The 24,028-nt window shown below is 56.8% G+C and carries 19 protein-coding genes; 12 read left to right on the top strand and 7 right to left on the bottom strand.

The window, feature by feature from the left end:
• The first annotated feature begins 54 nt into the window (after window positions 1-54).
• The 6 genes from ACR3E6_RS17860 (at window position 55) to ACR3E6_RS17835 (ending at window position 6,663) form a co-directional block, all read left to right on the top strand.
• The gene (locus ACR3E6_RS17860; RefSeq protein ID WP_171637155.1) at window positions 55-810 is read left to right on the top strand and encodes a DeoR/GlpR family DNA-binding transcription regulator; all 756 of its coding nucleotides are present in this window, start codon (window positions 55-57) and stop codon (window positions 808-810) included.
• Between the two features lie 57 nt (window positions 811-867).
• Entirely contained in the window at window positions 868-1,272 is a 405-nt protein-coding gene (locus ACR3E6_RS17855) for an FAD-dependent oxidoreductase (RefSeq protein WP_371807751.1), read from the top strand.
• Window positions 1,269-2,108: an EamA family transporter gene (locus tag ACR3E6_RS17850; RefSeq protein ID WP_171637153.1), complete on the top strand. Its 840-nt coding sequence runs from the start codon at window positions 1,269-1,271 to the stop codon at window positions 2,106-2,108. The genes ACR3E6_RS17855 and ACR3E6_RS17850 overlap by 4 nt, the downstream gene beginning before the upstream one ends.
• A gap of 269 nt (window positions 2,109-2,377) precedes the next feature.
• The gene (locus ACR3E6_RS17845; protein ID WP_171118362.1) at window positions 2,378-3,397 is read left to right on the top strand and encodes a putative 2-aminoethylphosphonate ABC transporter substrate-binding protein; all 1,020 of its coding nucleotides are present in this window, start codon (window positions 2,378-2,380) and stop codon (window positions 3,395-3,397) included.
• Window positions 3,398-3,529: 132 nt separating this feature from the next.
• Window positions 3,530-4,645, top strand: coding sequence for a putative 2-aminoethylphosphonate ABC transporter ATP-binding protein (locus ACR3E6_RS17840; RefSeq protein WP_480488500.1), 1,116 nt, complete (start codon window positions 3,530-3,532; stop codon window positions 4,643-4,645).
• A complete protein-coding gene (locus ACR3E6_RS17835; RefSeq protein WP_480488499.1) occupies window positions 4,642-6,663 on the top strand; it encodes a putative 2-aminoethylphosphonate ABC transporter permease subunit in 2,022 nt (673 codons plus the stop codon). The genes ACR3E6_RS17840 and ACR3E6_RS17835 overlap by 4 nt, the downstream gene beginning before the upstream one ends.
• A 24-nt stretch (window positions 6,664-6,687) precedes the next feature.
• Here the strand turns inward: ACR3E6_RS17835 and ACR3E6_RS17830 are convergent, their stop codons facing one another.
• On the bottom strand, window positions 6,688-7,578 hold the full coding sequence (locus tag ACR3E6_RS17830) for a LysR substrate-binding domain-containing protein (RefSeq protein ID WP_171118368.1): 891 nt from the start codon (window positions 7,576-7,578) through the stop codon (window positions 6,688-6,690).
• Between the two features lie 84 nt (window positions 7,579-7,662).
• Between ACR3E6_RS17830 and ACR3E6_RS17825 the strand changes: the two genes are divergently transcribed.
• The 5 genes from ACR3E6_RS17825 (at window position 7,663) to ACR3E6_RS17805 (ending at window position 14,980) form a co-directional block, all read left to right on the top strand.
• The gene (locus ACR3E6_RS17825; protein WP_480488497.1) at window positions 7,663-8,886 is read left to right on the top strand and encodes a 2-aminoethylphosphonate--pyruvate transaminase; all 1,224 of its coding nucleotides are present in this window, start codon (window positions 7,663-7,665) and stop codon (window positions 8,884-8,886) included.
• Between the two features lie 18 nt (window positions 8,887-8,904).
• The gene (phnA, locus tag ACR3E6_RS17820) at window positions 8,905-10,149 is read left to right on the top strand and encodes a phosphonoacetate hydrolase (RefSeq protein ID WP_171637143.1); all 1,245 of its coding nucleotides are present in this window, start codon (window positions 8,905-8,907) and stop codon (window positions 10,147-10,149) included.
• Window positions 10,150-10,167: 18 nt separating this feature from the next.
• Window positions 10,168-11,616, top strand: coding sequence for a phosphonoacetaldehyde dehydrogenase (phnY, locus tag ACR3E6_RS17815; protein WP_171637141.1), 1,449 nt, complete (start codon window positions 10,168-10,170; stop codon window positions 11,614-11,616).
• A gap of 106 nt (window positions 11,617-11,722) precedes the next feature.
• Window positions 11,723-13,075, top strand: coding sequence for a (R)-1-hydroxy-2-aminoethylphosphonate ammonia-lyase (gene pbfA / locus ACR3E6_RS17810; protein ID WP_171118375.1), 1,353 nt, complete (start codon window positions 11,723-11,725; stop codon window positions 13,073-13,075).
• A gap of 240 nt (window positions 13,076-13,315) precedes the next feature.
• Entirely contained in the window at window positions 13,316-14,980 is a 1,665-nt protein-coding gene (locus ACR3E6_RS17805) for a Na/Pi cotransporter family protein (RefSeq protein ID WP_480488494.1), read from the top strand.
• Between the two features lie 459 nt (window positions 14,981-15,439).
• On the opposite strand, the gene ACR3E6_RS17800 is transcribed toward ACR3E6_RS17805, so the two are convergent.
• The gene (locus ACR3E6_RS17800; RefSeq protein ID WP_171118486.1) at window positions 15,440-15,907 is read right to left on the bottom strand and encodes an Lrp/AsnC family transcriptional regulator; all 468 of its coding nucleotides are present in this window, start codon (window positions 15,905-15,907) and stop codon (window positions 15,440-15,442) included.
• 128 nt (window positions 15,908-16,035) lie between these two features.
• Here ACR3E6_RS17800 and ACR3E6_RS17795 point away from each other — a divergent pair, with 128 nt between their 5' ends.
• Window positions 16,036-19,491, top strand: a complete 3,456-nt coding sequence (locus tag ACR3E6_RS17795) for an indolepyruvate ferredoxin oxidoreductase family protein (protein WP_480488493.1) — start codon at window positions 16,036-16,038, stop codon at window positions 19,489-19,491.
• A gap of 280 nt (window positions 19,492-19,771) precedes the next feature.
• On the opposite strand, the gene ACR3E6_RS17790 is transcribed toward ACR3E6_RS17795, so the two are convergent.
• The 5 genes from ACR3E6_RS17790 to ACR3E6_RS17770 are packed head-to-tail and all read right to left on the bottom strand — an operon-like array spanning window position 19,772 to window position 23,855.
• A complete protein-coding gene (locus ACR3E6_RS17790; RefSeq protein ID WP_480488491.1) occupies window positions 19,772-20,467 on the bottom strand; it encodes an RraA family protein in 696 nt (231 codons plus the stop codon).
• Window positions 20,464-21,159 carry an alpha/beta fold hydrolase gene (locus tag ACR3E6_RS17785; protein WP_171637129.1) on the bottom strand — a complete coding sequence of 232 codons (696 nt, stop codon included), beginning with the start codon at window positions 21,157-21,159 and terminating at the stop codon, window positions 20,464-20,466. The genes ACR3E6_RS17790 and ACR3E6_RS17785 overlap by 4 nt, the downstream gene beginning before the upstream one ends.
• Complete coding sequence (locus ACR3E6_RS17780) at window positions 21,156-22,280, bottom strand: cobalamin-independent methionine synthase II family protein (RefSeq protein WP_171118384.1); 1,125 nt, start codon at window positions 22,278-22,280, stop codon at window positions 21,156-21,158. Before ACR3E6_RS17780 ends, ACR3E6_RS17785 begins: the two co-directional genes overlap by 4 nt.
• A gap of 10 nt (window positions 22,281-22,290) precedes the next feature.
• Window positions 22,291-22,893 (bottom strand): class I SAM-dependent methyltransferase, encoded by a 603-nt coding sequence (locus ACR3E6_RS17775; protein WP_480488489.1) that lies wholly within the window; start codon window positions 22,891-22,893, stop codon window positions 22,291-22,293.
• Window positions 22,890-23,855 carry a cupin domain-containing protein gene (locus tag ACR3E6_RS17770; protein WP_480488487.1) on the bottom strand — a complete coding sequence of 322 codons (966 nt, stop codon included), beginning with the start codon at window positions 23,853-23,855 and terminating at the stop codon, window positions 22,890-22,892. Before ACR3E6_RS17770 ends, ACR3E6_RS17775 begins: the two co-directional genes overlap by 4 nt.
• Window positions 23,856-24,028: the final 173 nt, after the last annotated feature.

Here is a 24,028-nt window from a genome sequence, read left to right as displayed (position 1 = left end):
CCATGTTTGCAAATTTTGGCATATTCGTGCAGTCCAAAACCAAAGGGCCGGCCAATGCTCGCACCTGAACGCCACGCCATCATACTGGAAGAAGTCTCGCGCCAGCCAGCGGTCTCGATCCGTTCGCTGACGGAACGGCTTGGTGTGTCACGGGAAACCGTGCGCAAGGATATTGAACAGTTGGCACTGGAGAACAAGCTTCATCAGGTGCGGGGCGGCGCGACCAGTGTTCGCAGGCGGGAACCTCCGATGGCCGACCGGGCTCAAACCAACCCGCAAGGCAAGGAACGGATTGGAGTCTATGTGGCAAGCGTGATTCCGGACGGGGCCAGCGTGATAATCGACAGCGGGTCAACGACAGTGGCGGCGGCGCAGGCTCTGGCTGCTGTGCGACAAAACCTTACAATATATACCAATGATTTGACGATTGCATCTGTGCTGGCGTCGGCAGCCGCCGAAGTCACGCTGCTGGGCGGACGGCTGGATTTTTCAGAGAATGTCACATTGGGTTTGGACACGCTCGACCACCTGTCGCGATACAATACGGAATATGCGTTGATCGGGGTCGGCGGTGTGAGCTCTCGGGCATTGTTTACGGATTTCTCACTGGAAGGCGCCAACCTGCGTCATATGATGATGCAACGTGCGCAGCGGCCGCTGATCCTGGCTGATAGCAGCAAGTTCGACGTGGTTGGTCCGATTGTGATGAAACCTCTGCCGGTGAAAGCGACTCTGGTTGTGGATGAGGAGTTGCCAAACAGCATAGCTGGCGCGCTGCAAAGCCAACCCGTGGATATTGTGAAAGCATAACGCAAATACAGGAAAGCAATTGCCAAATTTTGCAAAGTACAAATAGGGTGAAGGGAAATCCGAATCCCTGAGTACGGAGCGACCCGATGGCTGACACCAAACTTTCGCACAGCGCAGCATGTTATTGTCGGAGGCATCATCATTGGCTGCACGGTTGCGTATCATCTGACCGGAAAGTGGCAACGTGAAGTGGTGCTTATTGAGCAGGGGCAACCAAGCCGTGGCACCACATGGCATGTGGCTGGTCTGGTTGGTCCGTTGTGCAACCAACCCGCGATGACCAACCTGATCCGCCCCTCGCCGGGGTCGCATTGCCCAGCGGGATTGAGCCCCCTAAACCGTTGCTGCCGCGATACAGATCAAGATTTGGTCAAGTCACTGCATGCGCGCGCAAACAAGCGCGCTGAAAGTCGAAATCTGACGCAAGACAAATATTCAGCTCATATCGTCGGGCCACAATGACACTACAGGCAGTTCTCATCGTATTGACCGCAGCCGTGTTGCACGCGCTCTGGAATGCGGTTGTCAAAGGCGCGCCCGACAAAGCGGTTGTTTTGGGGTTGGTGGCGCTTGGCCACGCCGTGCCTGCGCTGATTGCGTTGCCTTTTATCGGCTTGCCGGTTTGGGCGGCGTTCCCCTTCATCATCGGTTCGACCCTGATCCACTGGGGGTACTATTGGTTTCTCAACACCGCGTACAAACATGGGGATCTGTCGGTGGTGTACCCGATCTCACGCGGGATGACGCCAATCCTGGTCACGGTGGGTGCCATTCTTTTCGCGGGTGAGTTTCTGCCGCCGATCGCGTGGGTCGGCATTGTCTGCATCTCGGCTGGGATTGGGTGCCTGTCCCTGGTCGGGCTGGGCCGAAACACAAGCTGGGTCGCCGTGGCGGCGTCGTTTGGCACGGGCCTGATGATAGCGTCCTATTCGATTGTGGACGGCATTGGTATCCGGCTGTCCGGGAATATACTGGGATACATTGCGGCATTGTTCGTTGCGGAAATTTTTGTCGCCGGATTTATCTTCGCAACCAGATGGCAGCGTTTCGTCGCACTGCCCAGGCGTTATGTGTGGGCGGGTCTGACAGGCGGCGTCATCTCTGGCGTGGCGTATGGGCTGGTGCTGTATGCGAAGACGGTCGCGCCCTTGGGCGTTGTATCCGCGCTTAGGGAAAGTTCGGTTATCTTTGCATCGCTTATTGGTGTGATGTGGTTCGGCGAAGGGCCGAAATCCAACAGGCTTCTTGCAGCGACTATTGTCGCGATCGGGATCGGACTCCTTGCGATGACACGTTGAGCGTTCTTGCGCCGCCGCGGGAAAGTTTTGAGAATTAAGCTCCTTTGACATGCCTTGATGATCTGTTGATCGTCATGGCCAGTTCCGCGCTGATCTTCCGGGGCGAGCGGATTTCATCTATAGGAGATGCTTATGACATCGAAGATATAATCGATTTTTATTGGCGTTTTTATCTGTCAAACTGCTGTCAAACAATCGGTGCACAATAATCGAGTTCTAACGCCGCGCAAGAATGGCGAAAACAACATAATTACCAACAGAGGATCACAATGAAACACAAAGCATCACTTCTCGCAGCTCTGACTATCGGTGCGCTGACGGCGACGGCGGCGGCATCGGAAACGGAACTTACAGTTTATACCGCAGTCGAGGCGGAAGACTTGGCCCGGTATGCCGAGACGTTCAATCAAAGCCACCCTGATATCAAGATCAATTGGGTTCGCGACTCGACCGGGATCATTACGGCGAAATTGCTGGCAGAACGTGATAATCCGCAGGCAGACGTTGTTTGGGGCCTGGCCGCCACGTCGCTGCTGCTGCTGAAATCAGAAGGTATGTTGGAGCCTTATGCGCCGGCCGGTGTGGAAAAGCTGGACAAAAAATTTGTTGATGGCGACAACCCCCCTGCCTGGGTCGGCATGGACGCCTGGGTTGCATCCGTCTGCTACAATACCGTCGAGGCCGAAAAGGCCGGGTTGACCCCGCCGACATCCTGGAAGGATCTCACCGATCCGATGTACAAAGATCAGGTGATCATGCCCAATCCGAACTCATCGGGCACCGGTTTCCTTGACGTGTCCAGCTGGTTGCAGATGTTCGGTGAAGAAGGTGGTTGGGAATACATGGATGCGCTGCACGAGAATATCGCGCGGTACACCCATTCAGGTTCAAAACCCTGCAAACTGGCCGCAGCAGGCGAAATCCCGATTGGCATTTCCTTTGCGTTCCGCGGGGCAAAGTCCAAAGCCGACGGCGCGCCCCTTGAGATCATCGTGCCTTCCGAGGGCGTCGGATGGGACATGGAAGCCACCGCAATTGTTGCTGGCACCGCCAATTTGGAGGCCGCGCAAAAGCTGGTGGATTTCACCGTCACCAAGGAAGCCAACGAGATGTACAACACCGGCTATGCAGTTGTCGCCTATCCGGGCGTTGCAAAACCGGTTGAGCACTTCCCAGAGGGTCTTCTGGATGCAATGATCGAAAATGATTTTGAGTTTGCCGCCAACAATCGCGCGGCAATCCTGAAGGAATGGCAGTCTCGCTATGACGGAAAGTCGGAAGCGAAGTAACCCCATTGGCAGGAGAGGTTTTCGTGCCTCTCCTGCACACCAGTCTCTTGTTCCCCGAAAAACAACTTACTCACCCGGTTTCAACCGGCCAGGACCGGCCGCGCCCGAGGTGCAGATGTGAGGACTTCTCCCGTGCTTCAGAAAACACCACCCGGTGAACTGTATCTCAGCATCCAGAATTTGTGGAAAGCGTTCGGAAGCTTTCTGGCGCTCAAGGACATCTCTTTGGAAATCAACGAGGGCGAGTTTGTCTGTTTCCTCGGCCCGTCCGGGTGCGGCAAGACCACTCTTTTGCGGGCAATCGCCGGATTGGATTTGCAGACCAAGGGTACGGTCATGCAGGATGGCAAGGACGTGTCCAATCTGCCCCCGTCCGAGCGTGATTTCGGGATCGTGTTTCAGTCCTACGCGTTGTTCCCAAATCTGACGATTGAAAAGAACATCGCTTTTGGCCTTGAAAACACCGGCCGCAGCAAATCGGATATCGCTATTCGCGTAAACGAACTCTTGACCCTGGTTGGTCTGCCGGATCAGGGCAAGAAATATCCGGCGCAATTGTCAGGTGGTCAGCAGCAACGAATTGCGCTGGCGCGTGCCATTGCGACCAACCCCGGACTTTTGCTGCTGGACGAACCCCTGTCGGCGCTGGACGCCAAAGTGCGTGTTCATCTGCGGCACGAGATCAAGGAGTTGCAGCGCAAGCTGGGTGTGACCACCGTGATGGTCACTCACGATCAGGAAGAAGCGCTGGCGATGGCAGACCGCATCGTGGTCATGAATCATGGTGTGATCGAACAGGTGGGGCCCCCTACCGAAATCTACCGGGATCCGGCCAATCTGTTCGTTGCCGACTTTATCGGTGAAATGAACCAGATCCGGTCGCAGGTCACCAACGGCGGACGTTTGAGCGTCGGTGAAAAGACCTTTGCCTGCCTCAGCCACAAGTTCAACGATGGAACTCCGATCATCGCGGCCATTCGACCCGAAGACATCATCCCTCATGAAGCTGGTTATCTCGACACGGGCGGCAATCGGAACTGCATAGAGGTGACGCTGGATGAGATGGAGTTCCTGGGTTCGTTCTGGCGCTGCCGCTTGAACAACGAGAAGTTCGGATCATCGGAACTGATCGCGGATTTCTCGATCAATGCCGTGCGTCGTCTGGAACTGGAAGAGGGGCGCAGCGTGGTGATTGAGCTTCCCGAGAACCGCCTTATGGCGTTTGAAGCGCCGGAGGCCAAGGCATGAGCTCGGTTTCTACCAATCAGGACAGCCTGCCTGTCGGGCCGGACATCAAGCCCAAGCTCAGCCGTGATGATATCCTGATGCGCGGCAGTATGATGGTGATCGCGCTGTATCTGGTCGTGACATTGGCGTTGCCGCTTTACACGATGCTGTCCAAGTCGTTTTCGACCTATCGGGTCGAGCTGTCCCAGTACGAGTTTCAGGTAAGTGACGACGCAGGCGTCTTCGACGGAACGATCCTGTCGGCAGACGAGTTGAACAGGCAATTGGGGGTCTATTCCGACTCTGATCTGGTGACGGGTTCGGACGGGCGCTTGCCTGTGACCGGATTCTTTCCTGATTTCAGCTTTCGCAGCCCGGTGATGTACAAGATCCGCAACACGACGGATACCGGGCGCTTTCTGGTCGGATCGACATTGAATGAAGGCACCGATTGGGTCGAGCTTGATTCCAACACGTTCCGCCGGGTGCAAATGCGGCCGGTCCAGTCGCGAGGGTTGGACAATTTCATCAACTATTTCTCGACACCGGCACTGTTCAATTCGATCAAGAACTCGCTTTGGATCTCGGTCGTCAGCACCATTGTGACGGTGACACTGGCGTTTTGGTTCGCCTATGCGCTGAACCGAAGCTGCATGCGGTTCAAGGGTGTTTTTCGCCTTATCGCGATGGCACCGATCCTGGTTCCGTCGCTCTTGCCGGGCATCGCGTTGGTCTACCTGTTCGGCAATCAGGGCATGATCAAGGAGTTGCTGTTCGGTGCCAGCATTTACGGCCCCATAGGCATCGTGATCGGATCGGTTTTCTTTACCTTTCCGCACGCGTTTCTGATCATATCGACCGCGCTCGCGATATCTGACGCGCGCCTGTATGAAGCTGCGGCCAGCTTGCGGTCGACGCCATGGCGGACCTTCTGGACCGTAACCATCCCCGGGGCCCGCTATGGCCTGATCTCGGCGGCCTTTGTCGTGTTCAACCTGGTGATCACTGATTTCGGATTGCCAAAGGTCATCGGTGGTCAATTCAACGTGCTTGCTGTGGATATCTACAAACAGGTGATCGGCCAGCAGAACTTTGAAATGGGCGCCGTGGTCTCTGTGGTTCTGGTCATTCCGGCCATTCTGGCTTTTGCCATCGACCGGATGGTTCAGTCCAAGCAGGTTGCGCTGCTTTCGGCGCGTTCCGTGCCATATCAGGCGACGCCAAACCCGCAAGCTGACCGCATATTCCTGATCTATTGCAGCCTGATCGGCCTGTTCATCGTTGGTCTTCTGGCTGTGTGTCAGTTTGCGGCGCTGATCAAGTTCTGGCCCTACGACCTGAGTCTGAGCCTCAAGAACTATCAGTTCAACAGAATGGACGGCGGCGGCTGGGGGTCGTATTTCAACTCGATCAAACTGGCGTTGCTGACGGCAGTCATCGGCACGACGGTTGTGTTCTTCGGGGCCTATCTGGTTGAAAAATCAAACGGGTTCAGAACCGGCCGGTCGATTTTCCAGATGTTCGCGATGCTACCCATGGCGATCCCGGGAATGGTATTGGGGCTGTCCTACATCTTCTTCTTCAACAACCCGTCCAATCCGCTGAACGGGATTTACGGCACGATGGCGATTTTGGTGATTTGCACTGTGACGCATTTCTACACCGTATCGCACCTGACGGCCGTCACCGCGCTCAAGCAAATGGACAGAGAATTTGAGTCCGTGTCTGCCTCGCTCAAACAGCCGACAATGAAGCTGTTTGCACGGGTAACGGTTCCGGTTTGTCTGCCAGCGGTGTTGGACATCTCAATCTATCTGTTCGTCAATGCGATGACGACCGTGTCGGCAGTGGTATTCCTCTATTCTCCCAAAACGACGCTTGCGTCCATCGCGGTGCTGAACATGGATGATGCCGGGGATATCGCGCCTGCGGCGGCGATGGGCATGATGATCTTTTACACCAACGCCGCTGCCCGGATCGTTCACCTGATTGCTTCAAAAGGCATCCTCAAGCGCACTCAGGCTTGGCGAAGCCGGTAGCCAAAGGAACCCTGCCCCCGCCGGTCAGGTATCAGCGGGGGGGCTTTTTTCTTCCAGCGCGCGCTGGGCGAAGTCCATGAAGGCCCGGATGATCTTTACGTTGCGCCGTTGCGACAGCGAAATCATGCTTTCACCCATTTGCAACTTCACGTCCTTGAGCTTGATTTGTCGCAACCGATCATCATGCCCATACTCTGCCTGAGAGACAAACCCGATGCCTGCCCCCGAGGCCACAAGCTCGCGCACGGCCTCGCGCCCTTCCGCAACGATTGCAGGATTCAACGTGATACCGCGCCTTTCGGCTTCTTCTTCCAATTTCTGACGTGTTTTTGACCCGTGCTCTCTGAAAACCAGCGGCAGATCGGCCAGTTCTTCCAAAGAAAGCGAGGGTTTGGATGCCAAAAGCACGCCTTGGGCGGCAAAGGCCACGATTTCAGTGGACCCTAGGTTCAACACATCCATGTCCTTGCCGGGGGACAGGCTGCCGACAACACCAATCTCGGCATTGTACGACCGAAGTTCTTCCAAAATTTCTTCGGTGTTTCCGGACCGCACGGTGATGGTGATTTTGGGGTACTTCTTTTGAAACGACCCCAGGAAAGACGTCATGTGATGCGCTGAATCGGCGATGATCCGCAATTCCCCGTCGATTGCGGCCTTGGTTTCCGAAAGGTAGTCCTCGATCTGATCTTCGATCTCAAAATACTGCTTTGTGAACCGGTAAAGCTGTTCGCCTTCGGGGGTGAGGTTCACGCGTTTTCGTTCGCGCTGAAACAACAACAGATCGTGATCCTGTTCCAGCTTTCGAACCTGTTCGGAAATTGCCGGCTGCGTCAGAAAAAGCGCCTCGGCCGCGCGGGAAAACCCGCCATGTTTGGCCACGTAATGAAAGGCTTTGAGCTGGCTGTGTCGCATCACCGGTCCCCAATGATTTGTGCATAGGCTGCACTTATAATTAGATTGATATTTGCAATTTCACATATAGCAACCGTTGCTGCAATGGTGTTTGTGAAAACGCTGTTCTGGAGCCCGGTAATGACGCCATCCCATCCAAAAATCGAGCAACCGCGCCTCGGCGAACCATACCTTTTGACACCCGGTCCTTTGACAACGTCCTATGCCGTAAAAGAGGCCATGCTGAAGGACTGGGGCAGCTGGGACGACGACTTTCGCGCCATGACAAAAGAGCTGCGGTCAAGCCTGCTGGACCTGCTTGGTGAAGGTGCCGACGCCTTCGATTGTGTGCCAATGCAAGGCAGCGGCTCCTTCTCGGTCGAAGCAATGCTGGCGTCTTTTATTCCGCCGGAAGGAAAGGCGCTGGTACTGGCCAATGGCGCCTATGGGCAACGTTCTGCGCAGACGCTACAGTATCTGGGCCGGGACCATATCGTGCTGGACAAGGGCGATTACCTGCCGCCACGGGGCGACGAGGTTGCGCGCATTCTCGCGGATGACCCGGCCATCACGCATGTTGTTGCCATTCACTGCGAAACCAGTTCGGGTATCTTGAACCCCGTCGAGGAAATATCCGAGGCCACATATGCAGCCGGTCGCAAGCTGTTGATCGACTCGATGTCTGCCTTTGGCGCGATCGAGCTCAGGCCCTCGGATATTCGATATGAAGCCATGGTGTCTTCGGCCAACAAGTGCATTGAGGGCGTTCCTGGCTTTGGCTTCATTGTGGCGCGCAAGAACGAGCTGAAAGCCGCAAAGGGTAACAGTCATTCCCTGTCTCTGGATGTGCACGCCCAATGGGCGCACATGAACAAGACCGGTCAGTGGCGCTTTACCCCGCCGACGCACGTGGTCGCCGCCTTCATCGAAGCGCTTCGGGCGCATGCAGCTGAAGGCGGTGTTGCCGGCCGCGGCGCACGTTACACCCGCAACCGGGACGTCATGGTTGCGGGCATGCGTGAACTGGGTTTCGAAACGCTGCTGGACAATCGTTGGCTCAGCCCGATCATCGTCACGTTCTTCTGCCCCGCCGATGAGAAATTCGTATTCGATCAGTTCTACAACCTGATGAAGGACAAAGGGTTCATTATCTACCCGGGCAAGCTGACCGTCGTCGACAGTTTCCGCGTCGGATGCATCGGTCAGATGGACGAAGACGTCATGCGCAATGTCGTGCGCGCAGCAAAGGAATCCCTGGAAGAAATGGGCGTGACAAACGCCGCTCCTCCTCTTCGGGCACTGGAAGAACGCGCCAAGCTGGCCGCTTAATCATCAAGGAAAATACAGATGACCATTCAAACCCCTGTCGAAGCAAATGAGCGCGTCTATCCGACGCCGAAGGTGCCTGCCATTGCCATCTGCCTTGATGGATGCGAGCCCGAATATCTTGATGTCGCGATTGCGAAAGGGCTGATGCCCAATCTCAAGCGGATACGCGAAGAGGGCACGGACCGACTGGCCCATTCCGTTATCCCGTCCTTCACCAACCCCAACAATCTTTCGATTGCCACCGGGCGCCCTCCGATCGTGCATGGCATCTGCGGCAACTACCTCATCGACCCCGACAGCGGTGAGGAAGTGATGATGAATGATGTCCGCTTCCTGCGTGCGCCGACCATTTTTTCCCAATTCTACGACGCAGGTTTCCGCGTGGCGATGGTAACCGCCAAGGACAAGCTGCGCGCGCTGTTGGGGGCCGGGCTGAAATTTGACGAGGGCAGGGCGGTTGCGTTTTCTTCCGAACGGTCGGGTGAAACGACGCTGGCGGAACATGGCATCGACAACGCCAGCGAATGGCTGGGCATGGACGTCCCCGAGGTCTACTCGGCAGAGCTTTCCGAATTTGTCTTTGCCGCTGGCGTCAAGCTGCTGAAAGAGTTCAAGCCCGACGTGATGTATTTGTCGACGACCGACTATATCCAGCACAAGTTTGCACCCGATCAAAAAGGCGCACTCGATTTCTATGCCATGTTCGACCGGTATCTTGGCGAACTGGATGAATTGGGTGCGGCCATCGTGGTGACCGCGGATCACGGCATGAAGCCAAAGCATTTGGCGGATGGATCCCCCTCGGTGGTGTACGTGCAAGACCTGATGGACGAATGGCTGGGCAAGGATGCGGCGCGGGTCATTCTTCCGATTACCGATCCTTACGTCGTGCATCATGGCGCGTTGGGATCTTTTGCAACCGCTTATTTGCCTGACGGAGCAGACCAGGACGACATCATCAGCAAGCTCAAGGCGACCAGCGGCATCACTCATGTGCTGACCAAGGCCGAGGCGATCGAGCAATTCGAATTGCCGGGCGACCGCATTGGCGACATCGTGATGGTTTCCGGTGAAAACATCTGCATCGGCACGTCCGAGCATCGCCACGATCTGGCAGCACTCAAAGAGCCGTTGCGCAGCCATGGTGGTTTGACCGAGCAGGAAGTTCCCTTCATCGTGAACCGTGTCATCGACCTGCCAAACCAACCCGTGCTGCGCAATTTCGATGCCTTCTTCTACGCAACAACAGCGGCGGCCCAGTAAGCTATGAAAGATCAGACCATGTCGAAAATCGAAGTACGCAACGAGGGAATGCGGATCGGCGGCGAAATAGTCTTTACCGATGACACCGTTCCCGTTCTCTACCCGTACACAAACGAGGTTGTGGGTCACGTACCAGCCGGTACAGCCGAACATGCGCGCCGGGCGTTTGAGATCGCGGCGAATTACAAACCCAAGCTGACCCGATACGAGCGCAGCCAGATCCTGCAACGGGCAGGCGAGCTGATCGGCGAAAAGCGCGATTATCTTGCGAAATGGCTGACGCTGGAGTTGGGGATCTGTCACCAGCATGCGATCTACGAAACCAAGCGCGCGCAGGACGTGTATCAATTCGCGGCGGCCGAGGCACTGAAGGATGATGGTGAGATCTTCTCCTGCGACCTGACCCACAATGGCAAGGCCCGCAAGATTTTCACCACCCGAGAACCGGTGAAAGCAATCAGCGCGATCACGCCGTTCAACCACCCGCTGAACATGGTCAGCCACAAGATCGCGCCGTCGATTGCCACCAACAATTGCATGGTTTGCAAACCGACCGAGCTGACGCCGCTGACCGCATTGACACTGGCGGACATTCTCTACGAGGCCGGCTTGCCGCCCGAGATGTTCCAGGTCGTGACAGGTTGGCCCGCCGACATTGGCGACGAAATGATCACCAATGAGCACATCGATATCATCACCTTCACCGGCGGTGTGCCCGTCGGCAAGATGATCGCCGAAAAGGGCGTCTACAAGCGTCAGGCGCTGGAACTTGGCGGCAACGACCCTCTGATCGTTCTGAATGACCTGAGTGAGGCCGATCTGGACAAGGCGGCAGCCATTGCGGTGGCGGGGGCTACCGGAAATTCCGGCCAGCGTTGCACGGCGGTCAAGCGCATTCTCGTGCAGGAAAGTGTGGCCGATACATTCGTGCCGCTGGTTCTTGAAAAGGCCAAGAAGATCAAGTTCGGCGATCCGCAAGACCCGGAAACCGAATTGGGATGCGTGATCCATGACAAGGCCGCCGAAATTTTTGAAAACCGCGTTTTTCAGGCGGAAAAAGAGGGTGCTGAAATTCTGTACCACCCCGGTCGTCAGGGGGCGCTGCTGCCGCCAATCGTCGTCGACAAGGTTCCCCATGACAGCGAGCTGGTGATGGAGGAAACCTTTGGTCCCATCGTGCCGATCGTTCGTGTGCCGGACAACGACGAAGAGGTGATGGCAATTTCAAACGGAACCGAGTTCGGCCTGTCTTCGGGTGTCTGCACCAATGATCTGAACCGGGCGATTGCCTTCATCAACGGGTTGAACGTCGGCACCTGCAACATCTGGGAACAGCCGGGTTACCGCATTGAAATGTCGCCCTTTGGCGGCATCAAGGACAGTGGAAACGGGGTGAAGGAAGGCGTCATCGAAGCGATGAAGTTTTTCACCAACGTCAAAACCTATTCGCTGCCGTGGCCTAACTGAGTCTGTTGCCCTTACTCCTTTTGCGGAAAGGGCAACACAGTTCCTCCCTGGTACTGGCGGGCCTTGCGGGGTCCGCATCTTTTGATGACGGCAAAGAGGAGCGGCGATGCCACAAATTGTCCACACTGAAGGGGAATCAAACACGTCCGAGGCGCGCAAGGCGTGGCTGCAAAAATCGACGGGGCCGAAATCATCGCCATTGCTCAAACGCGATGCGAACGTTTTCCTGCATCAATCTCTGTCCTCACCCTGCGTCAGCACCATTGCAAAGGCCGAAGGGCTCTGGATCGAAGATATCGAGGGCCGCCGGTACATGGATTTCCACGGCAACTCGGTACACCACATCGGGTATGGCCATCCCCGCTTGGTAGCCGCCATAAAGGCACAGCTTGACGATCTGCCCTTTGCGCCCCGCCGCTTTACCAATGATCCGGCGGTGGAGCTGGCTGAAAAACTGGCAGAGATCGTGCCTGGTGATCTGGGCAAAATGCTCTTTACCACTGGCGGATCCGACGCCAACGAGGTTGCCCTCAGGATCGCGCGTGCCGCCACCGGTCGTTTCAAAACAATCAGCTTCTGGGATGCCTTCCATGGCGCGGGTTTCGGCGCCGCAAGTGTCGGCGGAGAGGCGACCTTTCGCAGTCACATTGCGGGGCCCCTTTTGTCCGGTACCGAACATGTCGCCCCCTTTGCCTGCTATCGATGCCCGTACAATCATGCGGGCCCCGAAACCTGCGGGCTGGCTTGTGCGAAAATGGTGGAATATGTCCTCGAGCGCGAAGGAGATGTGGCGGCGGTCATTGCGGAACCGATGCGCGCCGTGCCCTATGTCCCGCCGCCGGGGTTCTGGAAGACGGTGCGCGAGGCATGCAACCGTCACGGGGCGCTGTTGATCATGGATGAAATCCCGACGGGTCTTGGCAAGACGGGCAGGATGTTCGCCTTTGAACATGACGAGATCATCCCGGACATCGTGACACTTGGGAAGGCGCTTGGCGGCGGCATCCTGCCTATTGCCGCCTGTGTCGCCCGTAAGCAACTAGATGTCTGCGGAGATTTTGCCATCGGGCATTACACGCACGAAAAAAACCCGGTCACCGCCCGTGCCGCTTTGACGACAATTCAGATCATCGAAGACGAAGGCCTGGTTCGCCGGTCAGCCGAACTGGGTGAACATGCCATTGGTCGCTTGATGGATGAACTTCAGAACGTTCCGATTGTCGGAGACATCCGGGGAAGGGGCCTGATGTTCGGGATCGAAATCGTCGATGATCGCGCCGACAAAACACCGGGGAACGCGTGCGCCGAACGGATCTATTATGCCTGTCTCGAGGCCGGTCTGAGCTATAAGATCAGCCAGGGGTGCGTTCTGACACTGTCACCGCCGCTGACGATCTCGCGTTTGGAACTGGACCGCGCAATCGATATCGTAATTGCTGCAATCAAGGCCGAGAGTTGACGCCCCTTACCGATCTCGTGTCACAATAGGATCAGGGGCCGCGCCCTTCCGGGGGCCCTTGGCCAAGTTCATAAGTGACGGATGTTCCGTCAAAGCGCGGTCAAGTGCTTGCGGTGAAGCTCACAGGAGTTTACGCCTTGTAGGCCAAAATGGGATGTATCCCTTCCCGATCGCGGTCGGTAACATGAATAATTCAATGCGCCGCGACAAGCTGGGCCAAAAAGAATAACGGGGTAGAGTATGGCAATTGTCAGCTTCCTTATCAGCCTTGCCGGGGCGACGATGCTGCTGCTTTACGCGGTTCGTATGGTGCGAACCGGGATCGAGCGCAGCTATGGGGCGTCTTTCCAGCGGGTAATGACCCAACAACGCAGCTACCTTCAGGCCTCGGTGGTTGGGTTGACGATGGCGGTCGTGTTGCAAAGCTCGGCGGCTGTTGCTCTGTTGACCTCGGGGTTTGCGGCCAGTGGAATGCTCAGTTTTCCTGCCGGCCTTGCGATTGTGCTTGGCGGCGATCTGGGGTCGGCGCTGATCATCCAGATTCTTTCGTTCCGGCTGGACTGGCTTGTTCCGATGCTGTTGGCGGTTGGGGGGTATCTGTTCGTAAAGACCGACGCAAAAAAAACCCGGCAAATGGGGCGCATCCTGATGGGCGTGGCCTTTATCCTGATCTCGCTTCGGTTCCTTCGCGAGGCAATGGATCCCATTCGGGACAGCGCGTTTCTGCCCGCGGTGGCGGATTATCTGGCGCGCGACTATATCACCGCGTTTCTGGTCGGGGGCGCCTTGGCTTTCGTCATGCATTCCTCGGTGGCGGCCATCCTCATGTGTGTCACCCTTGTGCAGATCGGAGCGATCCCGTTCGCCGCCGGGATGTCTTTGGTGTTTGGCGCGAATTTCGGCTCTGCCTTCATTCCGGTCTGGCTCACCCGCGCCATGCCAGTCCAGGCCCGGCGCATTCCATATGCCAACCTGGCATTGCGTGGCAGTTGGGCTTTGGTGAGTTTGTTTGCCGCCAACATGGCTTTGCGGACCGGGTTGTTAGGAGACCCGCAAGGCGGGCAGATGCTGGTCAATGTGCATGTTTTGTTCAACCTGTCACTGCTGCTTCTGGCCTTGCCATTTTGCGGGAAATTGAAGGATCTGTTCGAAAGGTTTTTGCCGGATCAGAAGAAGGAACTGGTTCCACAACCGGCACGACCGGCCAGCGCATTGGACATTGGCAATGTGGCAAATCCCAGCCAGGCCCTGCCAAGCCTCAAACGTGAGCTGCTGCGGATGAGCGACCTAGTCGAAACCATGTTCCGGCCTTGCCTGGAATTGTATCGCAGTGGCGACAAACAACAGATTCGAGCGGTACAGGCCATCGACGAGGACGTGAACAATTGCCTGTCCGGGATCAGGGCATTCGTTTCGGCGATTCCACCGGATGTATATGAAAAAAAAGATGAAAAATCCGCACGCGACCTGATGGAATTCGCTATCCGGCTGGAGACGGCCGGTGATGTCGTGGCCAAGCGCTTGACCGTGTTGGCGGGTGAAATGCGGGCCAAAGGCTCGAGTTTCTCGCAGGAAGGCTGGTCGGAACTCGTTCAGATGCACGAGGGCATTCTGGCCAACATGAAGCTGGCATCAAACGTGCTTATTTCAGACGATCTGGAAAGCGCGCGCCTGCTGAGCCTTGAGAAGACCGAAATCAAACGGGTGGAACGTGAAAGCCGAAAACGACATCTGCGCCGATTGCAGCACGGGTCACGGGAAAGCTTCGAAACCAGTGATATTCATCTTGAGACGTTGCGGGCGTTCCGGGAGTTCAACAGCCATATCGCATCTATTGCTTACCCTGTGCTGTACCAGAATGGCCAGCTCCTCGAGACGCGGCTGATCGACGAAATTGCGAAATAGTCGTAAGGTTCTCTGATAAAAATCTGAAAAAGCAAAGGAACGATGCTACACTCGGGATGACGGCAGCGAACAGGAGCCGGACTCGATGCAAGCACGGGAAAAGAAAACAGGAAAATCGAAACGCGAAGCAAAAAAGTGGCTTCAGTTTCGAAATTCGGTTTTGCGGCTGTTCGGCGTCGATGGAAGCTTCCGCCCAGAGGGCGGCGCAGAAGGCGGAATCCAAAAGGTTGCGGTCGAAAAGGCAACCACGTTTTACCTGCCTTGAAGCTGAATTGCGCGACGGTTTTCGGGGGCGCTCCCAGACCTGATGCGTGAAAAATTCTATGAACATCAATTCCGTGGAGTTTGGCGGGCCAAATCGTAGCTTGGGAACGGGTTCGAGTGGATCTTTAGCTTGGTGCGTTCAAAGCTTTGCAACAAAGCCGATACCAGCCGGAAAGCCCCACCCGGGAACCGATCTCAACAGGAAGGAATGGGCAGGGCGTTGCTGCGTTTGATTTCGCGCAAAACGACATTTGTTTGCGCGCTTTCCACCGCCGGCAGGCGAAACAGGAATTCTTCAAGAAAAACGTTGTAAGCCCCGATATCCTTGCAGATCACCCGCATGTGGTAATCTGCCTGCCCGGTCGTTGCGTAGCATTCCATGACTTCCGGGCGCTTCTCGATCGCTGCAATGAACCGTTCAAGATGTTCCGGATTGTGCCGGGTCAGATGAACATGCACCAGGGCCTGAAACGAAAGCCCGGCGTGTTCAGGCGACAATTCGGCACGGTACTGCGAAATCAGGCCGGCCTCTTCAAACACACGGACTCGACGCCAGCAAGCAGAGGATGACATGCCCACCCGTTCAGCAAGGTCAGCGTTTGAGATGCGACAGTCCTTTTGAAGCAGCGCGAGAAGTTGGCAGTCACGTGAGTCGAGAAGCATCCGAGAAAAATACCCCAAATCGCGACAAAAGAAGAGATGATTTTTCAAGAATGCTAGGAAACGTCGGGAAGACAGAACAGATTCTTCAAAAATTTCCGGTAAAATATCCAAAAAAAGGCGAGGTGTCCATGACTGACCAGTCCCTGAAATTCGATACTTACGCCCTGTCGGACCGATACAAAGCCTCAAAGGGTCGTGTTTTCCTGACGGGAACGCAAGCTCTGGTGCGCATCATGTTAGACCAGGCCCGCAGGGACGCAGCAGCAGGAAACAACACGGCCGGGTTCATTTCCGGATATCGGGGGTCTCCTCTTGGTGGGTTGGATCTGGAGCTGTGGCGAGCGAAAGAGGAAACCGAGGCGGCCAGGATCACATTCATGCCGGCCGTAAACGAAGACCTCGGCGCAACAGCGGTTCTTGGTGCCCAGCAGGCCTCGCTTGATCCCGATTGTGAGGTCGAGGGCGTGTTTTCGATGTGGTACGGGAAGGGCCCCGGAGTTGACCGTTCAGGGGACGCGTTGCGCCATGGCAATGCATATGGCTCGTCGCCGAAGGGCGGGGTACTGGTTGTCGCGGGTGACGATCATGGCTGCGTGTCTTCTTCAATGCCGCATCAGTCCGACGTCGCCTTCATGACCTGGTTCATGCCAACGCTGAACCCGGCCAACGTGGCTGAATACCTGGAGTTCGGTGAATACGGGATCGCGCTGAGCCGATACTCGGGCACCTGGGTCGGGTTCAAGGCGATTTCGGAAACCGTGGAAAGCGGGCAATCCGTGCGGTTGAAGCCGGACCGTACGTTTACCTTGCCGGAAATAGATCTGCCGCCGGGCGGCTTGCACGTGCGCAGCGCCGATTTGCCAAGCCCGGCCATCGAGACGCGGATCGAACACAAGTTGCGGGCAGTCGAGGCTTTTGTCGAGGCGAACCCGATCGACCGGCGCATCTATGACATCAAGGATGCCCCATTCGGGATTGTCACAACGGGCAAAAGCCATCTGGACCTGATGGAAGTGCTGCGCCTTCTGGGGCTCGACGAAAGCGGATGCCGCCGTTTGGGCATCGACATCTACAAGGTCGGGATGGTTTGGCCTTTGGCGCGGCGCGATGCGCTGTCTTTCGTCCGTGGTAAAAAAGAGGTGCTGGTCGTCGAGGAAAAACGCGGGATCATCGAAAGCCAGTTCAAGGAATATTTCTATGACTGGCCGGGGGACAAACCCGAAAAGATGGTCGGAAAACACCGCGCAGCGGGTGATCCGTTGATTCCCTGGACCGGAGAGTTGAGCCCGTTGAACCTGATCCCAGTCGTTGCAGAGCGACTCGACCGTTTTTTTCCGGAAGAGGGTTTCTTGGAAAAGGCGAAGGCGCTGACGGACGAACCGCCATCCGTTCTGAATGTTCCGGGTGCGGTCAGGGCTCCGTATTTTTGCTCGGGTTGTCCCCACAACACATCCACCAAAGTCCCCGATGGAAGCATGGCTGCGTCAGGCATCGGCTGTCACGTGATGGCAAGTTGGATGAATCGCAACACGGTCGGTTATGCGCAGATGGGTGGGGAAGGTGTGCCGCATGTTGTTGCCTCGAAATTCAATGGCAACAAACATATCTTTCAAAACCTTGGCGAGGGCACTTGGTATCATTCCGGGTCGCTTGCCATTCGCCAGGCCGTGGCGGCGGGTACGAACATCACCTACAAGATCCTTTACAATGACGCAGTGGCAATGACGGGGGGGCAGCCTGTTGATGGCCCTATCAGCGTTTCCGGGATCGCCCAGACCTGTCGCGCAGAAGGTGTGGACCGGATCGCGTTGGTTTCAGACGACATTACGAAATTCGATTCCAGCGATTTTCCGGCACGAACGAGCTTTCACCCCCGGGAAGAGATGGATGCGGTGCAGCGTGAGTTGCGTGACATCCAAGGTGTGACGGTTTTAATCTACGAGCAGACCTGCGCCACCGAGAAACGTCGTCGCCGCAAGCGTGGCAAAACAGAAGACCCCAAGCGGTTTGCTTTCATCAACCCCGCGGTGTGCGAAGGCTGCGGCGATTGCTCGGTCGAAAGCAACTGTCTGAGTATCGAACCCCTGGAAACCCCATTGGGCCGCAAGCGAAAGGTCAACCTGAACTCGTGCAACAAGGACTTTTCCTGCCTGAACGGGTTTTGCCCCAGTTTCATTACCGTGGAAGGGGCAATGCGGCGAAAGGAACCCAAGCAGAAACTGGATATCCCGTCGCTTCTTGCCAAGGTTCCCGACCCGCAGCTTCCTGACCTGCACGCGCCGTACGATCTTTTGGTCGGTGGGGTCGGCGGCACCGGTGTCGTAACGGTGGGCGCCGTTCTGACGATGGCGGCGCATTTGGAAGGCAAAGGCGCCAGCGTGCTGGATTTCACCGGGTTCGCCCAGAAATTCGGCACGGTTGTCGGCTATGTTCGCATTGCCCGCACGCCCGAAGAAATCAATCAGGTCCGAATTGAGGCCAATAGCGCGGACGCCGTCATCGGGTGTGACGTGGTCGTGTCTTCGGCGCCCAAAGCCTCGGTTCACTATCGCAAGGGCACAAAAGTTGTGCTGAACCGTGCGGAAATGCCAACAGGCGATCTTGTTCTGCACCGCGATGCCCAGCTCAAGGTCGATGAACGAGAAGCGTTGATACGCCGGACCGTCGGCGAAGAAAACGTTTTCGGTTTGGATGCAAACCAATTGGCCGTGGATTTGCTGGGGGATTCGGTCTTTGCCAATACCTTGCTGTTTGGTGTCGCATGGCAGTTGGGGAACATTCCGATCAGTGAAGTTGCTATCAAACAGGCGATCAAGCTCAATGGAACCGCGGTCGAGGCCAACATAAGGGCCTTTGATCTCGGGCGGGTGATCGCAGCAAACCCACAGATGCTGAATGCGAAGGAAAAGAGCTTCTCGCAAGAGTCGGCGCAGCAGATAATCGATTACCGGTCCGACGAATTGGCGACCTATCACGATGACGCTTATGCGCAACAGTACCGGGATCGCCTGGCCCGTCTGTCCGCAGCACTGCCTGACCAGATTCGCGAGGAAGCGCTTTCGCTTGCGGCAAAATCCCTGTTTCGCCTCATGGCAATCAAGGACGAATACGAGGTTGCCCGGCTGCTGACATCGCAACAATTCGAGAAACAACTGCGGTCCGAGTTCGAGGGGGATTTTCGGATCAAATACCACCTCGCCCCTCCGGTTTTAGGTGGTCAGAAGGATGCACGCGGACGGCCGCGCAAGCGAAGCTATGGTGGTTGGGTGACCCCCGTTCTGAGGCTCCTTTCGCGTGCACGCAGGCTTCGCGGCGGCTGGCTTGATCCGTTCCGGTTTTCAAGGGACCGCAAGCTTGAAAACGAAACCCTGGCCTGGTTTCTGGGTGTCCTGGATCGCGTCGAAGACACGGACCTCGAGACGGAAACCTGCCTGAAAATCCTGTCAGCCCCGCTGGATATCCGCGGCTTTGGCCCGGTGCGCGAAGCGGCAACACAAACCGTACGCGCGGATGTAGATGCAATGTTGAACGTGATCGGAGAACAGCGAAGGGATGCGCAGGGCGCCGCTTCTCACAAGGCTTGAATGTTCTTTCCGGAACCTGTCTGGATGTGCGGATCGTACGCGGGGCTGAACGGATCTGAAGCCCCGTACACTCCGTTGTAATGGACTGCGGTCTGAAACGGTCCGGTTTACGTTCGGACGCCACCGGCAGCGGCGCGACGCCGCCACCAGATAGACGGATGTGGGTAACCCTTCGTCATGGGCAATGCGTTGGCAGAGGCTGTCTTGCTCTGGGTTGACGAGTAAGGGACCTGTGGGTGCTTTTCACCCAGCCGGCTTTCGTTGTCTCCGACCCCTGCGATCAGACCCTTGCTTTTTCAAAGGCGGCCCAGGCGGTTTCGAATGCTTCGAAATCAAACGTGGGCTCGCGGGCTGCGTCCAGAACAATACGTTCTGTCGCCAAAAGCTTTTGGATGGCACCTTCCAATTGATCGACGACATCATTCGGTATGACCAATGCGCCATGACGATCGGCGTGAACCAGATCACCGGGCTCAACTGTCAGACTAAAAATCGAAACCTGAGTGTCAATCTCACGGATGTGGACGAAACCATGGCTCGGTCCGATGGAACCAGCGACAACCGGGAACCCTTGGGGCAAATCCCCCAGATCCCGCATGACACCATTGGTCAGAGCACCCGACAGGCCGAAACCCTTGTGAACCGTCGTATTGATCTCACCCCAATAAGCGCCGATGCATTCGGGATGATCCAGATCCTCGACAACGGCGATTGAAGGGCCCGGTGCCTCGGCCATGTACTTGTAATAGGCCATACGTCGGGCTTTGATGACTTCGGGCGGCTCGGTCGGGGGATTGACTGCAGCGATCTTGGCAGTGCGCGCATAGCCGACGATGGCAGGCCCTTCGGGGGCCGAGCTTAGCATGGTGCCACGCGTGAACCTGTCGAACCCACGCCTGCCCTGTGCCACCTCGATGGCATTGCAGACAGTTGGCGTATCGACCTTGCGAAGCAAAGACAAAAGGGACGGTGTCATGTGTCCTCCAGCCAGCGGGACAGCGCCGCTGTTGTTTTTTCAGGTTGTTCCAATGTCGGGAGATGGCCCGCGTCGCCGATGATCTCAAGCGCGCTTCGTGGCAACAGGTCATGCATAAGTCGGTGGCGTTCAACTGGGCAAAGCCGGTCTTCATGCCCGCACAAAACCAGAGCCCGTCCGGCATAGGCCGTCAGTGTCTCGCTTTGGTCCGGTCGGTTCATAAGTGCCTTGGACTGACGTATGAAGACGTCAGGGCCCAGGTCGGTGGCCATTGCCATGCACAGATCCAGAATCGCCCCCCGGTTCGGTCCGTCAGCCAGATAACCGGGCTTCATCTCGTCACGCATCACGGTCCTCAGCTGACCCTTGCGAACGGCGGACATCTGCGGCGTACGACGCGCTTTTACCTCTGGCTTTTCCGCCAGTGGATTGGTGTCAAGCAAGGCCAGACGCGAAACACGTTCGGGAGCTTGGCGCGTGACCTCCATCGCCACGATACCCCCCATGGACAGCCCGGCCAGCGCGAAAACCGGCGGCGCATTTCCAAGGATATCCTGGGCCATGGCCTCTATGCTGTCGTGATGAGACAACGGAAAGGTCATCACGGGCATTCTGCCCGACAGAGCATTGATCTGGGGGCCAAAAAGCCGGGCATCACACATCATGCCCGGCAACAGGATCAGAGGTTTCATGCCGAAGCCAGCTTTGCCCCTTCGGACAACGCCGCCAGCTTGGCATAGGCGATCTGGGGATCGACGGCGCCGAAACCCGCAAAAGTGCCAAAGCCGCAATCGCTGCCCGCGATCACCCGGTCCGGTCCCACGATTTCCGTGAACCGGTCAATCCGTTGGGCCACAAGTTCGGGATGTTCGACGAAATTGGTCGTGGTGTCGACCACGCCGGGCACCAGAACCTTGTCATCGGGAATCTCGGCCTTGCGGTCCCGGAAGACAGTCCATTCATGGGCATGCCGCGGATTGGATGTTTCGAACAGGACATAGCGCGACTTGGTCGCCATCAGGGTACTGAAGACCTTGTCCATGGCGATGTCGCAGCAATGAGGGCCTTCGTAGTTGCCCCAGCAAATATGTACCCGTACCCGATCCTGCGGGACGTTCTGAAGCGCGTGGTTCAGGGCCTCGACATGCATGTCGGCAATCTTGATGAACGCCTCATCCGACAGGTCGGTGAACAGCATGTGGCGTGACAGGGCAAGATCGGGGCAATCCAGTTGCAGGTCCAACCCGGCGGCGACGATGGTTTCGTATTCGTCCTTCATCGCGTCGGCCAACGCTGCCAGATAAGCCTCACGCGTAGGGTAGAAATCATTCTGCAAAAACAACGAGATCACTCCGGGAGACGCGGCATTCATGAAGCCGCGCTCGGCCCCGTGTCGAGCCATGGCCGCCTTGAGATTGGCGATGTCCTTTTGCAACTCGCCTTGCCCTTTTGATCGCACCTCACCCGTGCACATCGGCCTTGCGTATTGTGGCGTACCGCCGTCATCGGCCAGTCTTTGCAGAAAGCCGGGGAACATCTTCAAGTCTGCCGGCGCGTTACGAGGGCTGTCGCCCGAAAACCCGGTGTAGCGATCTTTGACATAGGTCGCATAGGAGATTTTCGAAGTTTCGCCGTCGCTGACGATATCTACACCGGCTTCGACCTGTTTGCGCACCGTTTCGGCCACGGCGTTGGCCATGCAGGTATCAAAGGCGCCTGTGTCATAAGGTTCGCCGTTTTCGCGGGCAAAAATAAAATCCACGACGTCCTGCGTTCGGGGCAGAGAGCCAACATGTGTTGTTTTTACGGTCATGGGGACCTCCTTAAATTTTTCGTGCCATCAGGATCGTGTGGCTTTGGGCTTCTGGGTCTTCGGCCAGGTATCCGGTCATTTGCAGCCCGTTTTTCTCAAGACACCCGGCGTAACCGGCCGGGGACAGCGACGCGTGGTAGACAAGCTCTGATCCCACTGTGCCGCTGACCTCTCCGGCACGAGGTCCGACGGTCAGCATGAGCATTCCGTTGGGTCGCAAATGGCGCGCCATCCGGGCGATACAGTCTTTCTGCTCGTCCGCCGTAAGGTGGAAAAAGCTGTTCCAGGCAATGATGCCGTCGAACTGCTGATCCAGTTCAAAATTCCGCATATCCGCGTTGCGCCAGTCGCCATCGGGCCAACGGTCGCGGGCTATGGCAAGCATGGCGTCGGAAAAATCGATACCCGTGACGTCAAACCCTTCGGCCATGAACCAACGGGCAATCGGGTCGCCCGAGCCACAGCCCAGGTCCAATACGCGGTCACCCGGCTTCAGGCTGGCCGTGAAGCGCGCCAACCAGCGCGCTTCGAACAGGGCCTTGGAACGGCGCCTGTCATACTCGGTCGCCTGCCGTTCATAAACGGCGTGGGTGTCATTCGGGTCCGCGTTCATCCTGTCCAGGTCGCTCCTGCCGAGTCATCGGTTGCGGTGATCCGGTACAGGCCCGCCTGTCCGGTCATCGAAGGCTGAACACCATAGGTTTCGCCAGGAAGAACCAAGGCCGTGTCGCCCACCGAGATCGTGGTCTCGTACCCGTCAATCGAAACACGCCAGTGACCGCTGGCCGGCATCAGAACCACTGGTTTCTCGGCAGCGATCGGTTGGGTCACTGCGGATCCGCGCCCCAGAAAATCGACCTCGAATCCGGGTTTGTCCTTGATCAACGCGTTTTCGCCAATCACCTTTGCGGGCTTATTGGCCGACAACGCCATCAGATCCCAATACCGCGCAACGTATCTGCCCACCACATCCTCGATTGGAACTTCGGGATAGCTTTTCAGCTGTTCTTCGGTCAGCACAGGCATCGGGCGGACATTGTGGGGCAGTTCCTGGCCCAGTTTGGAGTCGTACAGAACGCCATTGTCGCCCAGCATCAGACCGTGTGCCTGCGCATCTTCGATCACTTGAGGCGCCCAGGTGACGCCGCCACCCGCATCGTCTCCGCCCAGGATCGACATGATCATTCCGTAATCCTGGCCGACATTCTCAAAGCCCCGGAAAATACCCGTTGGAATGTTGAAGATGTCTCCTTCCTCGGCGATGAATTCCCCGGCCGTACCATAGCGGCCCCAGAAAAACCGCCAACGACCCTTGGCAACGAAAAAGACCTCGGCGGTGGTGTGGCTGTGCAGTGAGTTGCGGCATTTCGGCGGCTGCCCTGCCGCTCCGATGTTGAAGCCGATCTTGTCCGTGATGTGGACATGCTGGTCCGGAGATTCCGAGACGCCGCCGCCGATTATCGTGAAGTTCTCTTTCTGATCGCTGCCGGGAGTATGGGCATCGATAAAAGCGGTTTTACAGGGTTGAAGCTCGCCATAGCGGACGATGCGGGAAGGGATGGATGATTTTGTCATGACGTACGATCCGATTCAGCGTTTTTGGAAAGAAAGCTCGTGTGCCCAAGTAGGACAGGCCCTTACTTTCCGGGCGGGCGCAGGTTCAGTCGCCGCGCCCTCAGGCTTTGACGGTACATATGGAAAAGCCGAACGGTCCGGGGCTCGGACAGACCGCCCGACAGGATGCGATA

This window comes from Ruegeria sp. AL3 (assembly GCF_056536065.1).
Note: the sequence above shows the minus strand (reverse complement) of the source record. Positions and strands in the feature narration are given on the sequence as shown.

Coding starts and splice junctions, on each gene's coding strand:
- ACR3E6_RS17790 (WP_480488491.1), bottom strand. CDS start 20,467: ATGACACCGTCCCTTTTGTCTTTGCTTCGCAAGGTCGATACGCCAACT.
- ACR3E6_RS17830 (WP_171118368.1), bottom strand. CDS start 7,578: ATGCGACACAGCCAGCTCAAAGCCTTTCATTACGTGGCCAAACATGGC.
- ACR3E6_RS17825 (WP_480488497.1), top strand. CDS start 7,663: ATGGTGTTTGTGAAAACGCTGTTCTGGAGCCCGGTAATGACGCCATCC.
- ACR3E6_RS17800 (WP_171118486.1), bottom strand. CDS start 15,907: ATGCTTCTCGACTCACGTGACTGCCAACTTCTCGCGCTGCTTCAAAAG.
- ACR3E6_RS17780 (WP_171118384.1), bottom strand. CDS start 22,280: ATGACCGTAAAAACAACACATGTTGGCTCTCTGCCCCGAACGCAGGAC.
- ACR3E6_RS17795 (WP_480488493.1), top strand. CDS start 16,036: ATGACTGACCAGTCCCTGAAATTCGATACTTACGCCCTGTCGGACCGA.
- ACR3E6_RS17775 (WP_480488489.1), bottom strand. CDS start 22,893: ATGAACGCGGACCCGAATGACACCCACGCCGTTTATGAACGGCAGGCG.
- phnY (WP_171637141.1), top strand. CDS start 10,168: ATGTCGAAAATCGAAGTACGCAACGAGGGAATGCGGATCGGCGGCGAA.
- phnA (WP_171637143.1), top strand. CDS start 8,905: ATGACCATTCAAACCCCTGTCGAAGCAAATGAGCGCGTCTATCCGACG.
- ACR3E6_RS17785 (WP_171637129.1), bottom strand. CDS start 21,159: ATGAAACCTCTGATCCTGTTGCCGGGCATGATGTGTGATGCCCGGCTT.
- ACR3E6_RS17845 (WP_171118362.1), top strand. CDS start 2,378: ATGAAACACAAAGCATCACTTCTCGCAGCTCTGACTATCGGTGCGCTG.
- pbfA (WP_171118375.1), top strand. CDS start 11,723: ATGCCACAAATTGTCCACACTGAAGGGGAATCAAACACGTCCGAGGCG.
- ACR3E6_RS17835 (WP_480488499.1), top strand. CDS start 4,642: ATGAGCTCGGTTTCTACCAATCAGGACAGCCTGCCTGTCGGGCCGGAC.
- ACR3E6_RS17770 (WP_480488487.1), bottom strand. CDS start 23,855: ATGACAAAATCATCCATCCCTTCCCGCATCGTCCGCTATGGCGAGCTT.
- ACR3E6_RS17850 (WP_171637153.1), top strand. CDS start 1,269: ATGACACTACAGGCAGTTCTCATCGTATTGACCGCAGCCGTGTTGCAC.
- ACR3E6_RS17860 (WP_171637155.1), top strand. CDS start 55: ATGCTCGCACCTGAACGCCACGCCATCATACTGGAAGAAGTCTCGCGC.
- ACR3E6_RS17805 (WP_480488494.1), top strand. CDS start 13,316: ATGGCAATTGTCAGCTTCCTTATCAGCCTTGCCGGGGCGACGATGCTG.